This is a genomic window from Enterobacter sp. RHBSTW-00318 (assembly GCF_014101375.1).
GTDB classification, from domain to species: Bacteria; Pseudomonadota; Gammaproteobacteria; order Enterobacterales; family Enterobacteriaceae; genus Enterobacter; species Enterobacter ludwigii.
The window spans coordinates 4,825,831-4,847,714 of record NZ_JABXQH010000001.1; the positions used below are offsets into that span (position 1 = coordinate 4,825,831).

Sequence of the window (21,884 nt, forward strand, 5' to 3'; positions counted from 1 at the left end):
CATCCCAGAGGGACATCATGAGCCATCAACTCACCTTCGCCGATAGTGAATTCAGCACTAAGCGCCGTCAGACCCGAAAAGAGATTTTCCTCTCCCGCATGGAGCAGATTCTGCCATGGCAGAATATGACCGCTGTCATCGAGCCGTTTTATCCCAAGGCGGGCAATGGCCGACGGCCCTATCCGCTGGAGACCATGCTGCGTATTCACTGCATGCAGCATTGGTACAACCTGAGCGACGGTGCCATGGAAGATGCCCTGTACGAAATCGCCTCCATGCGCCTGTTTGCCCGATTATCCCTGGATAGCGCCCTGCCGGATCGCACCACCATCATGAATTTCCGCCACCTGCTCGAGCAGCATCAACTGGCCCGTCAATTGTTCAAGACCATCAATCGCTGGCTGGCCGAAGCAGGCGTCATGATGACCCAAGGCACTTTGGTGGATGCCACCATCATTGAGGCACCCAGCTCTACCAAGAACAAAGAGCAGCAACGCGATCCGGAGATGCATCAGACCAAGAAAGGCAATCAGTGGCACTTTGGCATGAAGGCCCACATTGGTGTCGATGCCAAGAGTGGCCTGACCCACAGCCTGGTCACCACCGCGGCCAACGAGCATGACCTCAATCAGCTGGGTAATCTGCTTCATGGAGAGGAGCAATTTGTCTCAGCCGATGCCGGCTACCAAGGAGCGCCACAGCGCGAGGAGCTGGCCGAGGTGGATGTGGACTGGCTGATCGCCGAGCGTCCCGGCAAGGTAAAAACCTTGAAGCAGCATCCGCGCAAGAACAAAACGGCCATCAACATCGAATACATGAAAGCCAGCATCCGTGCCAGGGTGGAGCACCCGTTTCGCATCATCAAGCGGCAGTTCGGCTTCGTGAAAGCCAGATACAAGGGGCTGCTGAAAAACGATAACCAACTGGCGATGTTATTCACCCTGGCCAACCTGTTTCGGGTGGACCAAATGATACGTCAGTGGGAGAGATCTCAGTAAAAACCGGAAATAACGCCAGAAATGGTGGAAAAAATAGCCTAAATAGGCTGATTCGATGTGTTTGCGGGAAAAAAATCGGCCCAGATCCGCGAAATTTTAATCAACGAGTCAGCTTGGGAAGACATGACCTGCTTATTCGCACCTTCCCTAAGTAATAACAGCCATACCCACTTTAAGGTTATTAATCGGTGGTAAAATAACCTTGCTAATTGTCTGGTGAAGTGAATTTAATTTTAATCATATTAAAACCAATTGCTTACCTTTGGTGCGCTCAAGCCGCCAGGCGCAAGGCTTAGCTGGAGAGAGGTAATAAATGTCTTGAGTTAATAAAAATTAATATGACAAAGATTATTAATTGTAGGGAAGAGTGTATGGGAATGGTTGCGCAAGAAGACCATCAATTTATACTGTTGTAAACACATGTCATTGAATTTATTAAACAGTAAATATTTTACAAGGAAGGCTAATGTTCACTCTCACGCGTTGTTTACAGACGTCAGATACCTCTGCGATGTTGCCGGTCTTTATTTGCCGCCTGGTGATGGGGGTCTTTTTCTTTACGGCCGGGTTTAATAAGTTATTTGTTCCTGAGAACCAGTTGCTGATGCTGGATACCCTGCACGATGCCGGTATTCCTTTTCCTGCGGTGATGGCGGTGGTCGTGGCATTTCTTGAATGTTTTATGGGGTTGCTGTTAACGCTGGGTTTATTCACCCGTTTTAGTGCACTGACGCTGATGATAATCAGCAGCGTCGCACTGGTCACGATTGGTATTTACACTATTCCACCGGGGCTTAACCTGATAGCCTGGCTGAGCTGGCTCTTTTACCTGCCAGAAGCGCTTTATATCGTTCTGGGGCTGGTACTGATGAGCCTGGGCGGAACCTGCTATAGCGTCGATGGCTGGCTGGTTAAGCGCTGGCAGAGTGTGCGCAAAATTATTTTTATCGATGGATAACAGGAATGCGCTGTTATCAACGGTTTGAAGAGCATATTTCCTGACCCCCGCATAATAAAATAGCCCTGTTGAGGCAGCGTCGTGCTGCCGTTTAACGTACAGGCGCTAAATACATGGTTTTCACAGTCATACTGATCATTATCTTTATTACACTCCTGATTCTGGTGCAGACCGGCATTATGCCCTGGTTTATCCGCACCGAAGGGCAGCGCCTGCGCACGCAGGTTGATACCCTCGCGACCCAGTTACGTGAACAGCTCGATCGTGTTGAAGCACAGCAGCGCACGGTGACCGAAAGTGTCGTGACCCTGAAAAGCTTCGCCATGGACAAGGGGCCTCCGGGGGAAACCGACGTGGCGGAAGAGGCGGGGAGCCATCGTCAGTTCTTCAATGCGCTGGTTAAAGAGATGGGCGAGCGTCTGGGGGGCCGGGCCTGGATGGTGGAGGATACGGGACGCATTATTGGTGATGCCGCAGGGGCGCCCAATGTGCAATCCCTTAACGATACCGACCTGCCGATGGCAGTGCCGCTACGTTCGCTTCTGGCTCAGTCCGGAGAGGGGTTGCGACATACCCGTTTTCGTAGCGCCAGCGGTGAACATACGCTGGTGGTCGTGCCAATTGCTGATACGCCGTGGCAGCTGGCCATTGACGTACCCACCCGTCGCATGGGGGAACGACCAGGCATTCTCCTGCATAAGCCCTGGCCGCTGGCGGCCCTGCTGCTGGTTTCTACGCTCACGCTACTGCGAAGCCTCAACCTTCATCTTTCTCGTCTGAATGAAGAACTCCCCGCACAGTTAAAAAGCGATCAGGGAGCGCATTTACCACCGCTGATGAAAGATATCGGCGAGCAGGTGAATGTGATTGCACGCGCTGCCATGACCATTGCTCAGGAAAATGAGCGTTTGCTGCGGGTCCCTGAGGCCAATGCGAATACCCTGGCAACGCTGAGCGAAAGTGCGACCCATGTCGTCCAGGCGATGGGGGCGTTGAATGATGCTGCTCTGAACATTGCCAACAGCAGCGGCACGCTGGTACAGCTTGCCAGCCGGGCCTACAGCTACTCGATGGATAATGAAGAGAGTGTTTTTGCTGTGGAGTCACGCAATCTGGCCAGCCGTTGCGCGCGCTCTTCGAAAGAACTCAGAGCCTTAATTGACGATGCGATGATGCAGGCACAAAGCGGTGTGCCATCCGTTGCGCACAACAACAGCGTGTTGATTGAAGAAGTGTATACGGTGGCGAATGCGTTAACGCAGCGGGTGAAGGGCTAATTCTTGCCATCAATAATTCCACCTTAAATTTTTTCTTTTAGAGTTGTTATTTATGTTTACGTCACTTCAAAGTAGAGCCTTCTTACTGGTCTCTGCTTTCTTTTTATTGCTTACGGCACTCACCGTCTGGGTCGTGCTGAATTTTGTCGCCCCCCAATTGCTGAAAAACGAATACCGGCGCGTCCACCATGAAATTGGTGAGCAGGCTGCCGCCATTACGCAACTGATGTCTCGCGTAGAGGCGCAGCAGCGCACTATTACTGAAACCGTCTCGCGGCTGGATAGCGCGGATATCGATCGTTTGCTCCCTGCGCTGGTTGATCAGTACGGCGATGCCACTCTCTTTGGCGGCGGCGTGTGGCCGCTGCCGGGAAAGCGAGAGCCTGGTATCGAAAAGTACAGCACCTTCTTTGCCCGCGACGCGCAAAAAACGCTGCGTCTGAATACCACCTGGAATCAGCCTGATGCCCCGGCCTACTGGCAGCAGCCGTGGTTTAAGGCGGGGATGCGCGCGGCGAAAGGACAGTGCGCCTGGGCTGAGGCCTATATGGATGCGGCGAGTCCTCAGCCGCGCACCAACTGCGCGATGCCCATTTATCGTGATGGCCAGCTATGGGGAGTGGCGACGCTTGACGTCACGCTGGGCTTCTTCAATCAGCTTGCCCGTAAAATGGCTGAACCTCTGGAAGGTGGCGTGCTGATTGTAGAGGCCAGCGGCAAAATTGTGGCTTACAGCCGTGCAACGGATAATACGCCGGCGCTGAAAAACATCAGCGAGATCCCCGGCAAAGAGATTGCCCTGCTGCAGGCGATGTTAAGCCGGCAGGTGGACGGTCACAGTGAGCAAACCTATGACGCAGAGGATGGCGAACACACCATCTTTCTCTATCCGATTGCCGGCAGTCCGTGGTTTGTGGCGACCGATACCCGGAGCAGCGTGCTAAGCAAGCAGACCCGCGATATTTTAGTGCGTCTGGCGATGGTGCAGATCCCGCTTCTGCTTCTGCTGGCTGGCGTACTGCTCCTGAGCGTTCGCATCCTGATGCGTAATCTTCAGGGGGTGGGAGAGCGTCTCGCTGCGCTCTCTGCTGGCGGTGCCGATTTGACGCGCCGTCTTCCTGAGAGCGGTACACAGGAGCTGAACGCGATTGCCACCCACGTGAACACGTTTATGAATTATCTCCAGGGACTTTTGCAACAGGTCGGGGCCAGCACCCGGACCATTGCCGCGGCGTCGCACCAGATTGCCGACGGCAACCTGTCGCTTTCGTCGCGTACCGAAGAGCAGTCTGCTTCGCTCACGCAAACGGCAGCGTCGATGGAGGAGATAGCCGGTATCGTGGCCAACAATGCGGATAACGCGGAGCATGCCGACAGGCTGGCGACGCAGGCGGCAGGAATTGCCCGGCGCGGCGCAGCGCTAATGAACGCGGCGGTGGACAAAATGGGCCATATTGAATCGTCTTCAGCGCGGGTAGCGGATATTGTCGGCGTGATTGACGGTATCGCCTACCAGACCAATATTCTGGCGCTGAATGCGGCGGTGGAAGCCGCGCGTGCCGGTGAGCAGGGTCGCGGGTTTGCCGTGGTGGCCACAGAAGTCCGTAACCTCGCCTTGCGTTCCTCCAGCTCCGCGAAGGAGATCCGCGAGCTGATTAACGAGGCCGTGAGCGGCGTACAGGACGGCAGTCGCCTGGTGCAGGATGCCGGAGAGACGATGAATGCGCTGGTGACGTCCGTGGGTGAGGTCTCCACCCTGATGGAAGAGGTCAAGACCGCCAGCCGTGAACAGCGTGCGGGTATCGAACAGGTCAACGTCGCGGTTTGCCAGCTCGAAGGGGCGACCCAGCAGAATACGACGCTGGTAGCGGAACTGTCGTCGGCGGCGAAAGCGATGGAAGAGCAGTCCATGGAGCTGGAAAACGTGGTGAAGCGGTTTAACGTTTAATTTTCGTTATTGCCGGGCGGCGCTGCGCTTGTCCGGCCGACGAACTGCACCGAATACGCCCTCTCCCGTGAGGGTGGAAGTACAGCCTGGCACAGACTCCCCCTCTCCCTTGGGGGGAGGTACAGCCTGGCACAGTCTCCCCCCTCTCCCTTGAGGGAGAGGGCTGGGGTGAGGGGGAAAATGCAACGCCAGACTTCATGCTTTTCATCCCATTTGTTCGCTTTTCTGAAGACGCCTCGCAAGTTTAAATTTCTCCCGAATGACCCTCTGTTAATCCCTTATCGCCGGGCGTAATGTGCTCGCACGTCAGCCACAACCGACGTCGGGATTGACCTCCTGAAAAATGCACTGGGGACAACGCATACCATTTTCTGGAGGTTACGCTATGGCTTTACATCATCTCTTCACTACCCCGTTTGACCATCACACCGATTTCACTGATCTTGCCGACCACTGCGAGCGCTTTTGCGACGCGCTGTTGGAAGAGCGCGATCCCGTCGTAAAAGCGGCATTATGCGGTCGCTTAAGCGCCTGTTTGGCCCTACTTAAACCGACGCTAACCGATCCGGTTCCGCCCCATCTGGTGGACTTTTTGACTGTAGACAGTGAACCCGTAACGTACCCGGAATTTAACCCGGAAACCGATCAGCTTTGCCACTACTGCGAAGTGATTACCCAACAGCTGCTGGGGGGAGGGCTCTCTGACAATAGCGCGCGGGTGATGATGGATTTACTGCATGACCTGACCGGCTATTTTGCCGAACGACTGAAGTTCCCGCGCTGGATACGCACGCAAGAAGGGCGGGTGTTTATCGAATAAAAAAAGCCCTCCACCAGGGAGGGCAACCGCGCATGGAGGAGATGCGCGTAAGTGTTTGAGGGGGGTTACGCAGATTAACGCAGCAGGGACAGCACGTTCTGCGGAACCTGGTTAGCCTGGGCCAGTACGGACACACCAGCCTGCTGGAGGATGTTCGCGCGGCTCATGGCGGACACTTCCACGGAGAAGTCGGCATCCTGAATACGGGAGCGTGCTTCGGTGGTGTTGATGATGTTGGTGTTCAGGTTCGCAATGATGGAGCTAAAGCGGTTCTGAACGGCACCCAGGTCGGCACGGAAATCGGCGACTTTGGTCAGTGCGGCATCCAGGTCTGCCAGTAGGCCATCGGCAGCGGCTGCACCAAACTCTTTCAGAACAACATCAGCATCGGCAGGGCGAACGTCATTGGCAACCGCTGCATTACCAGCAGCACTATTAAAGGTGATTTCTTTCAGAACCTTAGCACCGCTAGTATCCTCGCCATACGCAAAGTAACGGTCGGTTGTGCCATCGTTCATCATGATCATTTTCATGCCAGAACTTTCAGGTGTTGAAGTAGCACCGAAGGCTGCTACAGCAATTTCGTTGAGTTTGGCAGCATCAAGAGCCATATCTACACCAGCCGTATTTTTAACGGTAGCCCCCTCTGCAAGTGGCGACGACGAGCCTTCAGTGAAGTCAGTCGGGCCTTTCAGCAGCATGTCCGTATCTTCAGCTCCGAGTTCTTCCAGGCCAGTTGCATTCACTGCAGTCACTTTAGCTTTTGTGTTATCGGTATCGTGCTCAGCGAATGTAATTGCAGTAACATCGACTTTATACATTTTTTTAGCAGCAACATCGTAAGCAAAAACTTCGCCATCGAGCTGATACACTTCAACAGCACCGGCAGGAGCTGCGCCTGATTTGTTTTCTATTGCCGTTTTGAATAAATCAGCTTCTGCAGCAGTGTATTTCCACTTGCCATTAGCTGGTGAGTCGATGTCAGTGACGAGATCAGCTGTAAGCTTAGTTGCTGCTTGACCATATTGGCTGCTCGCAATACCTGCCCCATTCATGGTAATGCCGATATCCGCGAAATCATCCATGAACTTATCCAGACCCAGGGTTTCCATGTCCAGTTTGTTGAGATTGATGTCGATGGTGTCACCGTCTTTATCGCCGATCTGAATAGAGATCTTGGTCTGAGAGCCGTCGAACACTTTCACCCCGTTGAAGTTGGTCACTTCCGCCACGCGGCTAATTTCTTCCAGACGGGTACCAATCTCTTTCTTGATGGAGTCCAGGTCACTGGTGGAGTTGGTGCCGTTTTTGGCCTGTACGGTCAGTTCGCGGATACGCTGCATGTTCTCGGTCACTTCTTCCAGCGCGCCTTCGGTGGTCTGCGCCAGGGAGATACCGTCGTTGGCGTTACGCGCCGCCTGAGTCATCCCGCGGATGGAAGAGGTGAAGCGGTTGGAAATCGCCAGACCTGCCGCATCGTCTTTTGCGCTGTTGATACGCATACCGGAAGAGAGGCGCTGAATCGCGGTACCCAGGGAAGACTGGGATTTGTTCAGGTTGTTCTGAGCCATCAGGCTCAGTGCGTTGGTATTAATGACCTGTGCCATTGTTTATATCCTTTTAAGTGATAATAACTGTATGTGCTATGCGTTCGTTGATGCGCATACTGAATTCATCGGGGGAAATAAAAATGACTAAATTATTTTTTTTAGGTTTTTTATAAACCAAAGAAATACGGTCACAACTGACATTAATTACACAAATAGCACAACGCAATAGCGTAATAAGCTCACAATTCTATTCTGGGGAAGGGTAATCATTGTTGACGTATAAATGAAAAATTAAACTTACGTCTCTATTACCCGATAGGAATAGTGACAGGCTAACCTATTTCAAGAGGAGCATTTTATTATGGCATCAACCAATTTCTTAGGCGTTGGTTCTAACCTGCCGTTCGACCAGTGGCTGGCGGTGGAGCGCGAGGGTATTAGCCAAAAGCTGAACCCCTATTTGCAAAAGCAAAGCACCTTTCAGGGGCAGATTTCCGCCTGGGGGTCTATCTCCAGCGCGTTGAGTACCATGAAGGACAATCTCGGTAAGCTTGAGAATGAAGGGTTCAACGGCGTCAGCGTCAGCGACAATAAAACCTTTAAGGCCACGGCAGGTAGCGGGGCGATCCCTAACAGCTATTCCATTGCGGTAAAGCAGCTGGCGAAAGCGCAGCAGCTGGCCGTTGAGAATGACACTCGCGATAAACCGATTGGTAACGCGGATGCGAAGGTGACCATCACCCTGAAAGAAGGGGAAAAACCGCTGGAGCTGGAATTAAAAAGCGATGAAACCTCGCTCGATCAGATTGCTAAGAAGATCAACGATCGGAAAGGTGACGTGGTTGCGGAAGTGATCACCATTGAGGACGGGAAGCATAAGCTGGTGCTGACCTCGAAAAAAACCGGTGAGGCCGGGGATATGGCTATCAGCGTGACGGGAAATTCGCAGCTCAAGAGCAAGCTCGAAGGTGCGACGGTTGAAACCGCATCGCAAAATGCCGAACTGTTTCTGAACGGAAAACCTATTACCCGCAGTTCAAACACCATCAGCGATATGATTACCGGCGTGACGCTGGAGCTACGGGAAGTCTCCGAGCTGAATGACCCTGACCTCGACCCGGACGATCCGTTGAGGTACAAAACAGAATCCCTCACCATCACCGAAGACACCTCAAAGGTGAAAACGCTGATTGAGGAGTTCGTTAAGAACTACAACAGCTATCTCAGCACCGTGGCCAGCGCGACCAAATATACCGCGCCGGATCGCGAAAGCCAGTCAACGACGCCCGATTCTACCAACGGCGCACTCTTCAGCGACGGCTCGCTGCGTCGCCTCACCAGCCAGCTTAAATCGACCGTTGGCGGTAACTATCCTGATGCGGATGCGCTTATTCAGTCTCTGGGCAGCATTGGTATTACTGTGAAATTTGACGGAAAGATTGGCGATGAACGTAGTGGCGCGCTGGGGGAGTTGTCTATTGATACCAAAAAGCTGGATGCAGCCCTGAAAGACAACCCTAAAGCGGTGGAAGCGCTGTTCCTGGGCAAAGACGGTAAAGAGGGTATCAAAGATCGCATGGAGGGTATTTTTGATACCTACCTCGGGGATAAAGACGCCATCACCAAAAAAGAGGGCGTGATCGAAACAGCCCTTGAGTCGCTGCGAGAGCAGGATAAACGTATCGGCAAACAAATCACGGCTATGGAACGGCGTATTGAAGAGGCTATGGCGCGCAAGGAAAAAGAGTTTCAGCGTCTCGACAAGGTGATAAGCGATATGAACAACATGAGCAGTCAGCTACAGGGTTCGCTGGCAGGGTTGATTTAATTTTTATCATAATCCGGGCAGGATACTGCCCGGCAGGATTTTACGATGTACACCAATAATGGCTATAACGCCTATACCGCTGTCTCGCTGGACAGCCAGATTGCGGGCGCCACACCGCATCAACTGATTGTCTTGCTGTATGACGGTGCCATTAACGCCATGCGCCGGGCGGAAATCTACTTTCAGTCCGGCAATATTGCCCGCCGTGGGGAGATGATCTCCCGCGCGATTAACATTATCGACAACGGCCTGCGTGCCGGGCTGGACCACGAAAAGGGCGGGCAGATTGCCGCCGAGCTGGAGAGCCTGTACGAATATATTTCGCGCACGCTGCTGGAGGCGAATCTCAACAAATCCGGTGAAAATCTGCCGCATCTGATTTCGCTGATGACGGAGATGCAGGAAACCTGGCAGGCCATCAACCCGGAAAACAAGCAGGTGAAACATGGATAACGCAGTACTGTCACTTATTGAGCAGATGCTGGTGAGCAATGCGACGCTCCTGCGACAGGCCGAAGACGGTGAGTGGGACGCATTTGTAGAGGAGTCGGCGGCCTATTCCATCGGCATGAGAACGCTGTGTGAAATCGATTTGACCCAGCTGGCACAACACAATAAACAGCAGGTGGTGGGGCAGCTGGGGCAGCTGCTGGATGTCGATGCACGCCTCTCGCGTGCCATTCAGGACCGCCTCTCCACGCTTGGCACCGAACTGTCCACCATGCGTAAATCCAGCGCCTCGGCGAAAGCGTATACCGCGGTTTAATTCCTCTCTTTGTTTCAAAAAACATGCACGGATGGCCTTCCCCTCCTTTGGGGGAGGGTCATCTGTTCCTGCTTCCCGGATAAAAAAAAGCTCGCCAGAGGCGAGCAAAGAGGACAACGCAGACAGAATGGGTCAGATGCTGATGTTGTATTTGTGGCCGCCAGAAACCTGGCTGGATTCCCCCGCCGGGCCGTAAAGCGAACTGCTGCGCCCTACGTGGTCAATCGCTTTTTGAATGTGCTGGTTTTTCTTCATATGACTCTGCAGCAGCGATTCCACCTGTTGATTGAGCGCTTTCGTGTTGCGCACTTTTTCATTGACCTGCTGCCAGCTCGAGAACAGTTTTCCGTGGCCAGGGTAGGGGGCCTGCGTGGCACTGTGCTGCTCCTGCTGGCGGCGCATGTCGTCATAATATTGAATGGTCGTCAGAAGCTGATTTTTATTATCTGCCAGCACCTGCAGAGAAACCGGGTTTATCTGCGCACGGTTGAGCTGATTGACCTCTTCAATCATGATCGCCTCCAGTTCATCCAGAGACGTTTTCATTTGCGTGAGAATGGGATAAAGCTTGTCCATAACGGTCCTGCTTGCGGTTAAAACTGAAAGATATCCTGCACCATGGCCTGCGCAATTTTCTCAGGCTCTATGCGCAGCGACCCTGTCGCCAGCGCGGTGCGGATCGCCTCGACGCGCGCGTAGTCAATATCGCGGCTGTCATCGTTCTGGATCTTTTTCGTCAGTGTGGTCAGGGTGACATCGGTTTTGTCATCCTGACGAGGCTGCGTCACGTTAGCTGACACGTCGCCGTCCTGAGGGTGAATGCGCGCGCGCAAATCCTGAGTGGGCGCGATTTTCGTAATCGACGCAGTGTTCTGGCTGCTGGAGATGCTCATAATTGTCCTCACAGATAATGATTTTATGTGACTGATACTTCTTTCATCGGTGATTCACAAAAAACCTAAAATTTATTGTTGTGAAATAATGATGACCTGTCCTGAGGAATCGACTTTCCCGCTCACGGTGCGCCCGCCAGCGGTTTTCACTTTCAACATCTCATCCACCGCCGCGTTGTTTAACGCCTTTCCCTGGCTGCGAATACGAAAGCCGGAGCCGGTGGTGACCAGGTCTACCGTTTGCCCGGCGCGCAGCCGCCATTGCTGTCGGAGCTGGCTTTCCAGCAGCGGTTTGCCGGCGACAACAGCGCGCGTCAGGCGCTGGCCCACTATCTCATCGGGATTGAAGATCAGGCCGGTGGGCTGGTGGTCAAGATTGCCTGTTACGGGCTCAATATCGCTGCGCTGAACAATGGCCCCGCCTGGCAGACTCTGGCTGGCAATCCACCATGTGCCCTGAGCACTGAGGCGCACGGGAAGGAAGTGGCGACGAGGCCCACACTGCGCCAGCACGGTGCGTTTGCCGGTAAGGCGACTGTCGCGCCCGACCAGGCTCAGTTCCGGGTTATCGCAGACGGCCTGCAGCTGCGCGGGGGTGGCGAGCAGCGAAACCGTGCGCACGATATCAGGCCCCGACTCGGGTTGCTGAATCAAGGCATCCAGCTTGAGCAACAGGCGCTGTTTTGCCGTTTGGGTTGACGGAACGCTGGCGAGGGTGGAGGCCGAACACAGTAAAACGGCTACTGTCGGGCTGAATAATCGCAACTTCATCGTATTGCCTTTATAGAGCGGGATGATAATAAAAAAGTGGATAAATTATATACGTTCCGCGAGGGGTTTTATTGAATTAAATAGTGACATCTTTGGCGGTAATTAAATTAATCATTGTTTTAACTTTTCTCTGGCTCGTTCTATTTCCCTAAATGCGCCTATTTGTGTCGGGTCTTTGCAGTGTGATATTTCACCCACGGTGACTACACTAACGCAGTTTAAATAATGCGAAGCAGGAACTCTATCGTTATGAATAAACTCGATGACGCCTTTCGCTTTCAGCAGCAGGCATTAGGTTTGCTGTCGCGCCGTCAGGATATTCTGGCGTCGAATATTGCAAATGCGGATACGCCAGGCTATCAGGCGCGAGATATCGATTTTACCGGGCAGTTAAAACAGGCCATGGAAAATAATTCGATGGCCAAATCACCGGTCTCACTTTCGTTGACGTCTCAGCGGCATATTGAAGCGAAAGCAAAGCCTTTTGATGACAGTCAACTGCTTTATCGCGTGCCGGATCAGCCGAGCGCCGACGGTAATACCGTGGATATGGATCGTGAGCGCGTGAATTTTGCGGATAACGCCATGAAATACCAGTCGAGCCTGACCTTCCTGGGCGCGGATATTAAGAAAATGATGACAGTGTTAAGTCAGGGGTAATAAACGATGTCGCTTTTTAGCGTATTTGATATTTCGGGATCGGCAATGGCTGCCCAGTCCCGACGCCTCAACGTCAGCGCCAGTAACATGGCGAACGCTGACAGCGTGGCGGGGCCAGACGGCCAGCCGTATCGCGCCCGTCAGGTGGTTTTCCGTGTCGACAACTCTGTCGGGCAGGAGATCGGCGGCGTTCAGGTGAGTGATGTGGTGGAAAGCAGCGCACCGGATCGCCTTGTGTACGAGCCGGGCAATCCGCTGGCCGACGAACAGGGCTACGTGCGGATGCCAAACGTCAACGTGATGAACGAGATGGTGAACACCATTTCCGCCTCCCGCAGCTACCAGGCCAACGTGGAAGTGATGAATTCCGCCAAAAGTCTGCTGCTGAAAACATTAACTCTTGGTCAATAAGGACGCATATGGCGGTCTCTTCGGTTAACAACAACAGTGGCCCAGGTGAAAGTGGCACCGGCAACAGTGCGGCGGATCTGTCGAATCAGTTTATGAGATTGCTGGTGGAGCAGATGAAAAACCAGGATCCCACTAACCCGATGGATAACAACCAGCTCACCTCGCAGCTGGCGCAGTTCAACATGACTGCGGGCGTGGAGAAACTCAACAACTCCGTGGCGGGTGTGCAGGCGATGATGGTTCAGCTCGGCAGCATGAGCGCTTCCTCCTGGGTAGGCCGCAGCGTGCTGATTGAAGGGGAGGCGAAGGTCTCCTTCGGCGAGCCAGAGAGTAATGGTATTCACCAGGTCGGTGCGGATCGTCCTGGCGGCTCGGACGACTTCCACTTCGTATTAGCGGGTGATGCCGAAACGGTGACCGTCACCCTGCACGACGGCGGCAAGGCGTATACCGCAGAGCTGAAAAATGTGAAGAAGGGGATTAATACCTACAACCTCGACGACCTGGAAAACTTCAAGCCGGAGCCGGGGCCGCCGCATGACAGGGAATACACCCTCTCCTTTGAAGCCAGCAACCCTGAGGGGGAAAAACCGGAAGTGGTTGGTCTGGTACCGGACCAGGTGCAGGGCGTCACGATGGATCCGAACGGGCCGATTCTGCATCTGGTGAACAACGATCCGATCGGCATGGGCCAGGTTGTTGTCATTCAAAAATAGTCATTACTTTCTGGAAATTAATTATGGGTTTTTCACAAGGTCTTAGCGGTCTGAGTGCCGCGGCAAAAGCGCTGGATGTAGTGGGTAACAATATTGCCAACTCCCAGACCGTAGGGTTTAAAGCAGGCTCCGTCTCCTTCGCCGATATCTTTGCCGGTTCGACCGGGATGGGGGTGCAGGTTGCGGGCGTCAATCAGAATATGGGCGACGGCGGGCTAATGAACGGCGCCTCCCCGCTGGATATGGGGATTTCCGGTCGCGGCTTTTTCCGCATGGTCGATCAGGCGGGCAGCGTGTTCTATGGCCGTAACGGTCAGTTTGAGCAAGACCAGAACGGCTTTATCGTCAACAAAACCAACGGGATGTTTTTAACCGGCTACCAGGCGACGGACGGGGTGATTAACCCGGGCGCGCAGGTGGGGCCGATCCGCATTCCAAAGGACGACATGCCGCCAGCGGCGTCAACCGCAGGCTCCGTGACCGGCAACCTGAAGTCTGATGATAAAATTATCCCCGCGACATCGGTCTTTAATCCTGACAATCCAGACACCTACAACTATGTCAGTGAAGTCACCGCCACCGACAGCCTGGGTAATAAGCATGCAATTAAGGTGTACTACGTGCATACCGCGGAAGGGAAGTGGCAGGCACACGCCCAGGATTCCACCGCGCCGGGCACGGGTACGGATGCGTGGAGTGTGCAGACGCTTACCTTTGGGACCGATGGCAAACTTACCGCGCCGGTGACATTGAACGTCAAAGGGTCCGCTTACAACGGCTCAGCAGCGCTGAATGTGAATATTGATCTGAATATTACCCAAAACGCCAGCGATACCCAAGTCATGCTCGACGAAATTGACGGTCAGGCTCCCGGTAAATTTAATACCTATCAGGTCAGTGACACGGGCGAAGTGATTGCCATCTACGGTAACGGCAAGCGTCAGACCGTCGCGCAGGTGGTGCTGGCAGACTTTGCCAATTCGGGCGGTCTGGAACAGCAGGGCAACAACCTGTGGGCGGAAACCGTGCAGTCCGGCCAGCCGTTTCTGGGAACATCGGGCACCGGCAGCTTCGGAGATATCGATGGCGGTATGCTGGAGTCCTCCAACGTGAACCTGGGCGACGAGATGGTCAACATGATCGTCTACCAGCGTAACTACCAGTCCAACTCGCAAACCATCAAAACCCAGTCTGAGATCCTGCAGACGCTGGTTAACCTGCGTTAAGGCTGAGTGATGGATCGCGCTATCTATACCGCCATGAGTGCCGCCAACGCGGCGCTCAACCGCCAGGCGGTCACCTCAAATAATCTGGCGAACAGTTCTACCGCCGGTTTCCGCTCTCAGCTTGCCGCGTTTCGCTCGGTACCCATTGAAGGCGAAACCCTGCGTACGCGCGCGCTGGTGGCGGAATCCACCCCCTTTCACGACACCACCATGGGGCCCATCACCCACACCGGGCGCAGCCTGGACGTGGCACTGCCGCAAAACGGCTGGCTGGCGGTAGCGCTGGATGACGGCAGCGAAGGTTATACCCGCAACGGCGCAATCGAGGTGGATCAAGACGGAGCGCTCAGCGTCAACGGCCGTCCGCTGATGGGTGATGGCGGCCCGCTGGAAGTGCCGCCGCAGTCACATATCACTATCGGCACGGACGGCACCGTCTCCGCGCTCGGTATGGGCGATGACCCCACGGCTCTGGTCCCTGTCGGGCGCATTAAGCTGGTCAACGCGGAAATCAATGCCCTGCAGCACGGCGACGACGGTCTGTTTCGGTCAGCCGCGGGCGATGTGCTGGCACAGGATGAAACCCTGCGCCTGACGCCGGAAGCCATCGAAGGCAGCAACGTCAGTCCGGTGCACGCGATGACCCAGATGATCGCCAACTCTCGTGGCTTTGACATGAACATGAAGGTCATTCGCACCGCCGACGAAAATGCCCAGAAGGCTAACCAGCTATTAAGCGTGAGCTAAGTTCGCGCAAGGAGTCACAACATGATTCGTTCTTTATGGATCGCTAAAACCGGGCTGGAAGCACAGCAGCTCAATATGGACGTTATTTCCAACAACCTGGCGAACGTCAATACCAACGGCTTTAAGCGCCAGCGCGCCGTGTTCCAGGATCTGCTCTATCAGAACATGCGCCAGCCAGGCGCCCAGTCCACCGAGCAGAACACCCTGCCGAGTGGTCTGCAACTGGGTACCGGCGTGCGTCCTGTTTCCACCCAGCGGGTACACACTCAGGGTGGAATGAACTCTACCGGTGACGAGTATGACGTGGCTATCGAAGGGGAAGGTTTCTTCCAGGTGCAGATGCCAGACGGCAGCACCGCCTACACCCGCGATGGGCATTTTGGCAAAAACCCTGACGGGCAGTTAACGAATGCAGAAGGTTATCCGATCCAGCCGGGCATCGTTATTCCTCAGGATGCGCAAAAGCTAACGATTGGCAGCGACGGTATCGTCAGCGTGAAAGTGCCCGGTCAGGCTGAAGAGCAGCAGATCGGCCAGCTGACGCTGACCACCTTCGTCAACAACGCGGGGCTCGAAAGCATCGGCGGCAATCTCTACAAAGAGACCCAGTCTTCCGGCGCGCCGAATGAACTGAACCCAGGCATGGAAAGCGCGGGCACGCTGAAGCAGAGCTATGTGGAAACCTCCAACGTCAACGTGGCGGAAGAGCTGGTGACGATGATTCAGGTGCAGCGCGCCTACGAAATCAACAGCAAAGCGGTTTCAGCATCGGACCAGATGCTGCAGCGTCTTTCCCAGCTGTAATGTCCTCTTTCTGGCCGCGCGAGCGGCCAGATATTTTATCGACACTGAAATGAAAACACTCTTAATGAATACCCCTGTCGTCGCGCGTCGTTGCGCACTGGCGGCGAGCGTGCTGCTGTTGAGCGGCTGCGCGCACATTATGCAAAACAAGCTCGTTGAAGGTCCGACGACGGCAACACCATTACCGATGGCACCGGCAGCGACCGGCGGCTCGCTGTTTCAGGCGGGGCAGGGCATGAACTACGGCTATCAGCCGATGTTCGAAGACCGCCGCCCGCGTAACGTAGGCGATACGCTGACGATCCTGCTGCAGGAGAACGTGAGCGCCAGCAAAAGTTCCTCCGCCAGTGCCAACCGTAATGGATCGGCCGGGATGGGGCTTATCGCGGTACCCACTAAGCTCAACAGCTGGCTGGGTGATGGCAAAGCGGATTTCGAAGCCGAAGGCAAAAATGATTTTTCCGGCAAGGGCGGCGCCGCGGCGCGAAACACCTTTACCGGGACGATCACCGTGACCGTAAACGAGCTTCTGCCTAACGGTAACCTGCGCGTGGTGGGCGAAAAGCAGATCGCCATTAACCAGGGCACGGAATTTATCCGTTTTTCCGGCGTGGTGAATCCGCGGTTTATCAGTGGCGGGAATACCGTGCCCTCCACCCAGGTGGCGGACGCGCGGATCGAGTATGTCGGCAACGGCTACATCAACGAAGCGCAGAACATGGGCTGGCTGCAGCGCCTGTTCCTGAACCTTTCTCCATTCTGATAAGACCATGAAAAAAGAATCTATCCTGTTTTTCCTCAGCATCCTGCTCTACGGCATGATGCTGGTCGTGCCCAAAACCGCCAGCGCGGAGCGCATTCGCGATCTGGCGACGGTGCAGGGCGTTCGCTCCAACTCCCTGATGGGCTATGGCCTGATCGTGGGTCTGGACGGCACGGGCGACCAGACCATGCAGGCACCGTTTACCGGGCAAAGCCTCAACAATATGCTCTCGCAGCTGGGGATCACCGTGCCGGCGGGCACCAACATGCAGCTAAAAAATATCGCGGCGGTGATGGTCACCGCCGAGCTGCCGCCATTTGCCCGTCCCGGCGACAAGCTGGATATCGTGGTTTCCTCGGTCGGTAATGCCAAAAGCCTGCGCGGCGGCACGCTGCTGATGACCCCGCTGAAAGGCGCGGATAACCAGATCTACGCCATTGCCCAGGGCAACATCCTGATTTCCGGCGCAGGCGCGCAGGCGGGCGGCAGCCGCGTGCAGGTCAACCAGCTCAACGGCGGGCGAATCAGCGGCGGGGCGACCGTCGAGCGCGAGGTGCCGAACGATTTTGCCACCCAGAGCATTGTCCGGTTGCAGCTTAACGAGAGCGATTTCTCGCTGGCGCAGCAGATCAGCGACGCCATTAATCAGCGCTACAGCGGCGGGGCGGCTATCCCGGAAGATGCGCGTACCGTGCGCCTCTTTGCACCGCCGGATGGCCCCTCGCGCGTGCGTTTTCTGGCGAACATCCAGGACATTCCCCTGCGGGTGAACGTGCAGGATGCGAAAGTCATCGTGAATTCCCGAACCGGATCGGTGGTAATGAACCGCCACGTGTCGCTGGACTCCTGCGCGGTCGCGCACGGCTCGCTGACGGTAGAAGTGATGCAGAACAACATTATCAGCCAGCCGGATACACCGTTTGGTGGCGGTGAAACGGTGGTGGTGCCGCAGACGGACATCTCCGTGCGCGACAGCGGCGGTTCGCTGCAGCACGTGCGCAGCAGCACCGATCTGAACGCGGTGATTCGCGCCCTGAACAGCCTGGGTGCCACGCCAAACGAGCTGATGTCGGTTCTGCAGGCGATGAAAAACGCCGGCTGCCTGCGAGCGAAGCTGGAGGTGAACTGATGAACGCCTTCGATAAGTTCGACCAGCCCGCCTTTGACGTCCGTTCGCTGGACAACCTGAAACGGGAGGCCGGGCGGCAATCGCCCGGCGCACTGAAGGCAGCGGCGAAGCAGATGGAGGGGATCTTCGTGCAGATGATGATGAAAAGCATGCGCGACGCCACCTTTAAGGACGATTTGCTGAGCAGTCAGTCGTCAGAGATGTACACCGCCATGCACGACCAGCAGGTCGCGCAGAATATTGCCGGGAGTGGTCAGCTCGGCTTTGCCGATCTTATCGTCCGTCAACTGGGTGGCGAGAGCGATGCGCCTGTCGTAAGCACGCCGGGACGCGATTTTTCACGTCCCGGACTTTCTTCTGTTCCGGCTACCGGGCCGCTGCGCTTGCCTGCCCCGGTATCGTTCGCAAAACCAGTCGAAGGCGCGCATCCGTTTATCTCGCGTCTGTTGCGCCCGGCACAGGAGGCGGCAGCCCAGAGCGGGTTACACCCGCATCTGATTCTGGCCCAGGCGGCGCTGGAGTCCGGCTGGGGGAAACGTGAAATTCCGGCCGCCGACGGCTCCCCGAGCCATAACCTTTTCGGCATAAAGGCCACCGGCGACTGGCGCGGAAAAACTACCGAGATTACCACTACGGAATACATCAACGGCGTGAAGCAGAAGGTGAAGGCGGCATTCCGCGTCTATGACTCCTATGAGCATGCGCTGAAAGACTACGCGGCACTGTTGACCAAAAATCCTCGCTATCGCGGTGTGGCGCAGTCTGCTTCACCGGAGCAAGGAGCGAAAGCGCTGCAGGCGGGGGGCTATGCGACAGACCCGGCCTACGCCAAAAAGCTCATCACCATTATTCAGAAGGTGAAAGGCGATATTCAGCAGGGCGTAAATGCCTATAAAAACGATATCGACAAAATTTTCTGAAAAAGATGTTTTAGAGATTTTTTGAATCACCGATGAAATAAACAGAGCCATGAACTTTCTGGCCCGGATGCGAATGCCGGGCCCGCAATCAGGGAATATCCAGAACGTATGAATAACCTATTTAATTTAGCCAGAAACGGCATCAGCGTGGCGCAGGCTGCGATCCGGGTGACCGGCGATAACCTGACCAACGGTATGTCTACCAACTACAGTCGTCGCAACCTGATTATCGGTGAGCTCGGCGGCATGTCGACCGCGCAGGGCTTTTATGGCTATGGCGCCCGTGCCAGCGGTGTCGAGCGTGCCTATGATGCGTTCGCCAACAATCAACTGCGGGATTCGCTGTCCGGCTACGCCTCCCTGACCGGACGGATGGAGCAGCTGGCGGATATCGACAACATGCTGGCGGACGAGTCGGATAACGTCTCTGTTTCACTGGGCAAGCTGTTTAAGGATATGGCGACGCTGAGCGGCGATCCGGCGGATGGCCCGGCGCGTGCGGCGGTATTTACTTCCCTCGACGTGCTGGCGAACCGCTATAACGCCAGCGCCAAGCGCCTGTCCGGACTTGAAAAAAGCACCAATACCCAGATTGAGCGCAGCGCCAAGGAGATTAACAGCTTCACCGAACAGCTGGCAGAGATCAACAAACAGCTGGAGCGCGTACAGGGAAATGGCACGCCGCCTGCCGATCTGCTTGACCAGCGTGACATGCTGCTGGAAGGGCTGAGCGAGCATCTGGGGATTACCGTCACCGAGGATCATGTTTCTGGCCGCGTGAGCGTCACGCTGGCTGATGGGCGTCCGCTGGTCTCTGGCGGCACCGCGTATAAACTGCAAACCTCGCCGTCGGATGCCGATCCCAACAAGACCATTGTCTCCTACGTGGATGCTAACGGCAAAGCATCGCCGCTGGATGAAAACGCCATTACCAAAGGGCGTCTGGGCGGGCTGTTCAAATTCCGCAATGAGGATCTTACCGTCGCGCGTCAGGATCTGGATCAGATCGCCTTTATGATGGCGCACCGGATGAACGAGCAGAACCGCGCAGGATTCACCCCAGAAGGTGAGGCGGGTGGCGATCTCTTCTCTCTGCCGGATATCAAAGCCATTGCGAACGCCAAAAACAGGGGTACCGATGCGCTGGATAATATCAGGGTCACTGATTTCAAAGAGGTGAAGTCGGAAAATTATGACATCAGTTTCGATGGTACAGACTGGGTCGTGAAAGGAGCCGATGGTCGTATCATCCCTCTCGATCCCGCCGCGCCATTAGGGGTGCTAAAGTTTGAGGGCATCGAAATTACCCTTCCCACCCCTTCAACTGCCGAAGCGGGGGATAAATTCACTCTTAATCCTATGGCCGGGGCCGCCGAAGGCATCAGCCGTAAGATAACCAATGGTCAGGAGTTTGCGGCATCTGACAACGCGACGGACGGGCCGGGAAATAACAAAAACCTCCAGGAAATGCTGAAAATCCAGGATGAGGCGCTGATCGGCAACGACACGCTGAGTGCGGCCTATGCGAGCCTGGCGGGCAAGATCGGTGAAAGCGCCCGCGAGGTGAAATCCTATGCCAGCAGCGCCGAAAGTGATTTACGCACCAAATTTGACACCAAACAGGCACTCTCCGGGGTCAACATGGATGAGGAATATATCAACCTGGACATGTTCCGTCAGTACTACAACGGCAACGCGCAGCTGCTGAAAACGGCGACCGCCATGTTTGATGCCCTGCTGGCCATCCGATAAGGAAAAGATGATGCGATTAAGTACGCTTTATATGTACAAGCAAAGTTCGGAGTCGATGACAAAGCGCATGAGTCAGAGTAACGATGCTTATCTGCGGATGTCAGCAGGTAAAACGCTACTCAAAGCCTCAGACGACCCGACCGCCGCAACCGATGCGGTAAAACATCAGGACGCGCTGGCGAAGCTTGAGATGTACAGCAGCGTGCGCTCCCGCGCGCGCAGCGCACTGGAGTTTCAGGACAATATTCTGAACGGTGTCGGTAATCTTATGACAACCACCCTGAAAGAAAAAATCATTGCGGCAAAAAGCGATACCTATTCTGGTGAAGATCGTCGGGCACTGGGTGAAGAGATAAAAGGGATCCGCGAAAATCTGCTGGATTTAGCAAACAGTCGTGACAGTAGCGGCCGCTATATTTTCTCCGGATTTAAAACCGATACGCCTGCTTTTGATGAAGTCGGTAATTATCGTGGCGGTAATGAAGCGCGTACACAGACCGTGGCCGATGGAACGGAAATGCAAACGGGCCATCTCGGCGATGAGATATTTGATGATATTTTTAGGGTATTGAACGATGCCGTCGCCGCATTAACGATGGAGCCGATTAATGACGCCATGCTGGATGCGGCACTTAGCGCCGCCAGCAACGCCATCGATGCGGGTATTGACCGCCTTGGCAAAGCCCAGGCCGAACTGGGGACGAACCTGCAGCAACTTGACGCGCTGGATCTCACCGGAGACGTGTTGATTAACGACACCATTGTCAAAGTGCAGGATGCCATCGGCGCCGATACCAGCATGCTGGTGACGCTGGTGTCAGAGTCACAGATGTCCGAGCTCGCCTTTAATGCCTCTATGTACGTCTACAAAAATATGCAGAAGATGAATCTGTTTAATATGTGAGTACATAACTGTTTAATTCACTTTTCTTCAGGCGTCGCCGCGT

At 54.9% G+C, this 21,884-nt stretch carries 23 protein-coding genes; 19 read left to right on the forward strand and 4 right to left on the reverse strand.

Annotation, left to right across the window (positions count from 1 at the left end):
* Window positions 1-17 precede the first annotated feature (17 nt).
* From HV157_RS23795 to HV157_RS23815, 5 genes are all read left to right on the forward strand, one after another.
* The gene (locus tag HV157_RS23795) at window positions 18-998 is read left to right on the forward strand and encodes an IS5-like element ISKpn26 family transposase (protein WP_000019445.1); all 981 of its coding nucleotides are present in this window, start codon (window positions 18-20) and stop codon (window positions 996-998) included.
* A 466-nt stretch (window positions 999-1,464) separates the two neighbouring features.
* Complete coding sequence (locus HV157_RS23800) at window positions 1,465-1,956, forward strand: DoxX family protein (protein WP_040017889.1); 492 nt, start codon at window positions 1,465-1,467, stop codon at window positions 1,954-1,956.
* A gap of 113 nt (window positions 1,957-2,069) precedes the next feature.
* On the forward strand, window positions 2,070-3,233 hold the full coding sequence (locus HV157_RS23805) for a methyl-accepting chemotaxis protein (RefSeq protein WP_040017887.1): 1,164 nt from the start codon (window positions 2,070-2,072) through the stop codon (window positions 3,231-3,233).
* Window positions 3,234-3,285: 52 nt separating this feature from the next.
* Window positions 3,286-5,181, forward strand: a complete 1,896-nt coding sequence (locus tag HV157_RS23810; protein ID WP_182269030.1) for a methyl-accepting chemotaxis protein — start codon at window positions 3,286-3,288, stop codon at window positions 5,179-5,181.
* A 385-nt stretch (window positions 5,182-5,566) separates the two neighbouring features.
* Window positions 5,567-6,001, forward strand: a complete 435-nt coding sequence (locus HV157_RS23815) for a hypothetical protein (protein WP_182269031.1) — start codon at window positions 5,567-5,569, stop codon at window positions 5,999-6,001.
* 74 nt (window positions 6,002-6,075) lie between these two features.
* On the opposite strand, the gene HV157_RS23820 is transcribed toward HV157_RS23815, so the two are convergent.
* Window positions 6,076-7,608 (reverse strand): flagellin, encoded by a 1,533-nt coding sequence (locus tag HV157_RS23820; protein WP_182269032.1) that lies wholly within the window; start codon window positions 7,606-7,608, stop codon window positions 6,076-6,078.
* Between the two features lie 304 nt (window positions 7,609-7,912).
* Here HV157_RS23820 and fliD point away from each other — a divergent pair, with 304 nt between their 5' ends.
* From fliD to HV157_RS23835, 3 genes are read left to right on the forward strand one after another with little or no spacing between them, the layout of a single operon-like run.
* The gene (gene fliD, locus HV157_RS23825; protein WP_182269033.1) at window positions 7,913-9,379 is read left to right on the forward strand and encodes a flagellar filament capping protein FliD; all 1,467 of its coding nucleotides are present in this window, start codon (window positions 7,913-7,915) and stop codon (window positions 9,377-9,379) included.
* 45 nt (window positions 9,380-9,424) lie between these two features.
* Window positions 9,425-9,832, forward strand: a complete 408-nt coding sequence (fliS, locus tag HV157_RS23830; RefSeq protein ID WP_025203762.1) for a flagellar export chaperone FliS — start codon at window positions 9,425-9,427, stop codon at window positions 9,830-9,832.
* A complete protein-coding gene (locus HV157_RS23835; protein WP_040017882.1) occupies window positions 9,825-10,145 on the forward strand; it encodes a flagellar protein FliT in 321 nt (106 codons plus the stop codon). Before fliS ends, HV157_RS23835 begins: the two co-directional genes overlap by 8 nt.
* A gap of 132 nt (window positions 10,146-10,277) precedes the next feature.
* On the opposite strand, the gene flgN is transcribed toward HV157_RS23835, so the two are convergent.
* The 3 genes from flgN to flgA all read right to left on the reverse strand — a co-directional run bounded on the left by flgN (window position 10,278) and on the right by flgA (window position 11,809).
* Window positions 10,278-10,721, reverse strand: a complete 444-nt coding sequence (gene flgN, locus HV157_RS23840) for a flagellar export chaperone FlgN (RefSeq protein WP_040017880.1) — start codon at window positions 10,719-10,721, stop codon at window positions 10,278-10,280.
* A 17-nt stretch (window positions 10,722-10,738) separates the two neighbouring features.
* On the reverse strand, window positions 10,739-11,038 hold the full coding sequence (gene flgM, locus HV157_RS23845) for a flagellar biosynthesis anti-sigma factor FlgM (protein ID WP_182269034.1): 300 nt from the start codon (window positions 11,036-11,038) through the stop codon (window positions 10,739-10,741).
* A 72-nt stretch (window positions 11,039-11,110) separates the two neighbouring features.
* On the reverse strand, window positions 11,111-11,809 hold the full coding sequence (gene flgA / locus HV157_RS23850) for a flagellar basal body P-ring formation chaperone FlgA (RefSeq protein ID WP_182269035.1): 699 nt from the start codon (window positions 11,807-11,809) through the stop codon (window positions 11,111-11,113).
* A 225-nt stretch (window positions 11,810-12,034) separates the two neighbouring features.
* On the opposite strand from flgA, the gene flgB reads away from it, so the two are divergent.
* The 11 genes from flgB (at window position 12,035) to flgL (ending at window position 21,841) form a co-directional block, all read left to right on the forward strand.
* Window positions 12,035-12,469: a flagellar basal body rod protein FlgB gene (gene flgB, locus HV157_RS23855; RefSeq protein WP_040017877.1), complete on the forward strand. Its 435-nt coding sequence runs from the start codon at window positions 12,035-12,037 to the stop codon at window positions 12,467-12,469.
* 6 nt (window positions 12,470-12,475) lie between these two features.
* Window positions 12,476-12,880, forward strand: a complete 405-nt coding sequence (gene flgC, locus HV157_RS23860; RefSeq protein ID WP_025203768.1) for a flagellar basal body rod protein FlgC — start codon at window positions 12,476-12,478, stop codon at window positions 12,878-12,880.
* 8 nt (window positions 12,881-12,888) lie between these two features.
* A complete protein-coding gene (locus tag HV157_RS23865) occupies window positions 12,889-13,596 on the forward strand; it encodes a flagellar hook capping FlgD N-terminal domain-containing protein (RefSeq protein WP_182269036.1) in 708 nt (235 codons plus the stop codon).
* Window positions 13,597-13,619: 23 nt separating this feature from the next.
* Window positions 13,620-14,822, forward strand: coding sequence for a flagellar hook protein FlgE (flgE, locus tag HV157_RS23870; protein WP_182269037.1), 1,203 nt, complete (start codon window positions 13,620-13,622; stop codon window positions 14,820-14,822).
* 9 nt (window positions 14,823-14,831) lie between these two features.
* Entirely contained in the window at window positions 14,832-15,569 is a 738-nt protein-coding gene (locus HV157_RS23875) for a flagellar basal body rod protein FlgF (protein ID WP_040017867.1), read from the forward strand.
* Window positions 15,570-15,590: 21 nt separating this feature from the next.
* Window positions 15,591-16,373: a flagellar basal-body rod protein FlgG gene (flgG, locus tag HV157_RS23880; RefSeq protein WP_182269038.1), complete on the forward strand. Its 783-nt coding sequence runs from the start codon at window positions 15,591-15,593 to the stop codon at window positions 16,371-16,373.
* 49 nt (window positions 16,374-16,422) lie between these two features.
* Complete coding sequence (locus HV157_RS23885; RefSeq protein WP_025203773.1) at window positions 16,423-17,136, forward strand: flagellar basal body L-ring protein FlgH; 714 nt, start codon at window positions 16,423-16,425, stop codon at window positions 17,134-17,136.
* A 7-nt stretch (window positions 17,137-17,143) separates the two neighbouring features.
* Window positions 17,144-18,265, forward strand: a complete 1,122-nt coding sequence (locus tag HV157_RS23890) for a flagellar basal body P-ring protein FlgI (protein ID WP_025203774.1) — start codon at window positions 17,144-17,146, stop codon at window positions 18,263-18,265.
* Window positions 18,265-19,185: a flagellar assembly peptidoglycan hydrolase FlgJ gene (flgJ, locus tag HV157_RS23895; RefSeq protein WP_182269039.1), complete on the forward strand. Its 921-nt coding sequence runs from the start codon at window positions 18,265-18,267 to the stop codon at window positions 19,183-19,185. Before HV157_RS23890 ends, flgJ begins: the two co-directional genes overlap by 1 nt.
* Window positions 19,186-19,293: 108 nt before the next feature.
* Window positions 19,294-20,937 carry a flagellar hook-associated protein FlgK gene (gene flgK, locus HV157_RS23900; RefSeq protein ID WP_182269040.1) on the forward strand — a complete coding sequence of 548 codons (1,644 nt, stop codon included), beginning with the start codon at window positions 19,294-19,296 and terminating at the stop codon, window positions 20,935-20,937.
* Between the two features lie 10 nt (window positions 20,938-20,947).
* A complete protein-coding gene (flgL, locus tag HV157_RS23905; protein ID WP_182269041.1) occupies window positions 20,948-21,841 on the forward strand; it encodes a flagellar hook-associated protein FlgL in 894 nt (297 codons plus the stop codon).
* Window positions 21,842-21,884 lie beyond the last annotated feature (43 nt).

Bases quoted from the DNA above. Each gene is read 5' to 3' on its own strand.
- HV157_RS23795 (WP_000019445.1), top strand. From the start codon at position 18: ATGAGCCATCAACTCACCTTCGCCGATAGTGAATTCAGCACTAAGCGC.
- HV157_RS23800 (WP_040017889.1), top strand. From the start codon at position 1,465: ATGTTCACTCTCACGCGTTGTTTACAGACGTCAGATACCTCTGCGATG.
- HV157_RS23805 (WP_040017887.1), top strand. From the start codon at position 2,070: ATGGTTTTCACAGTCATACTGATCATTATCTTTATTACACTCCTGATT.
- HV157_RS23810 (WP_182269030.1), top strand. From the start codon at position 3,286: ATGTTTACGTCACTTCAAAGTAGAGCCTTCTTACTGGTCTCTGCTTTC.
- HV157_RS23815 (WP_182269031.1), top strand. From the start codon at position 5,567: ATGGCTTTACATCATCTCTTCACTACCCCGTTTGACCATCACACCGAT.
- HV157_RS23820 (WP_182269032.1), bottom strand. From the start codon at position 7,608: ATGGCACAGGTCATTAATACCAACGCACTGAGCCTGATGGCTCAGAAC.
- fliD (WP_182269033.1), top strand. From the start codon at position 7,913: ATGGCATCAACCAATTTCTTAGGCGTTGGTTCTAACCTGCCGTTCGAC.
- fliS (WP_025203762.1), top strand. From the start codon at position 9,425: ATGTACACCAATAATGGCTATAACGCCTATACCGCTGTCTCGCTGGAC.
- HV157_RS23835 (WP_040017882.1), top strand. From the start codon at position 9,825: ATGGATAACGCAGTACTGTCACTTATTGAGCAGATGCTGGTGAGCAAT.
- flgN (WP_040017880.1), bottom strand. From the start codon at position 10,721: ATGGACAAGCTTTATCCCATTCTCACGCAAATGAAAACGTCTCTGGAT.
- flgM (WP_182269034.1), bottom strand. From the start codon at position 11,038: ATGAGCATCTCCAGCAGCCAGAACACTGCGTCGATTACGAAAATCGCG.
- flgA (WP_182269035.1), bottom strand. From the start codon at position 11,809: ATGAAGTTGCGATTATTCAGCCCGACAGTAGCCGTTTTACTGTGTTCG.
- flgB (WP_040017877.1), top strand. From the start codon at position 12,035: ATGCGAAGCAGGAACTCTATCGTTATGAATAAACTCGATGACGCCTTT.
- flgC (WP_025203768.1), top strand. From the start codon at position 12,476: ATGTCGCTTTTTAGCGTATTTGATATTTCGGGATCGGCAATGGCTGCC.
- HV157_RS23865 (WP_182269036.1), top strand. From the start codon at position 12,889: ATGGCGGTCTCTTCGGTTAACAACAACAGTGGCCCAGGTGAAAGTGGC.
- flgE (WP_182269037.1), top strand. From the start codon at position 13,620: ATGGGTTTTTCACAAGGTCTTAGCGGTCTGAGTGCCGCGGCAAAAGCG.
- HV157_RS23875 (WP_040017867.1), top strand. From the start codon at position 14,832: ATGGATCGCGCTATCTATACCGCCATGAGTGCCGCCAACGCGGCGCTC.
- flgG (WP_182269038.1), top strand. From the start codon at position 15,591: ATGATTCGTTCTTTATGGATCGCTAAAACCGGGCTGGAAGCACAGCAG.
- HV157_RS23885 (WP_025203773.1), top strand. From the start codon at position 16,423: ATGAAAACACTCTTAATGAATACCCCTGTCGTCGCGCGTCGTTGCGCA.
- HV157_RS23890 (WP_025203774.1), top strand. From the start codon at position 17,144: ATGAAAAAAGAATCTATCCTGTTTTTCCTCAGCATCCTGCTCTACGGC.
- flgJ (WP_182269039.1), top strand. From the start codon at position 18,265: ATGAACGCCTTCGATAAGTTCGACCAGCCCGCCTTTGACGTCCGTTCG.
- flgK (WP_182269040.1), top strand. From the start codon at position 19,294: ATGAATAACCTATTTAATTTAGCCAGAAACGGCATCAGCGTGGCGCAG.
- flgL (WP_182269041.1), top strand. From the start codon at position 20,948: ATGCGATTAAGTACGCTTTATATGTACAAGCAAAGTTCGGAGTCGATG.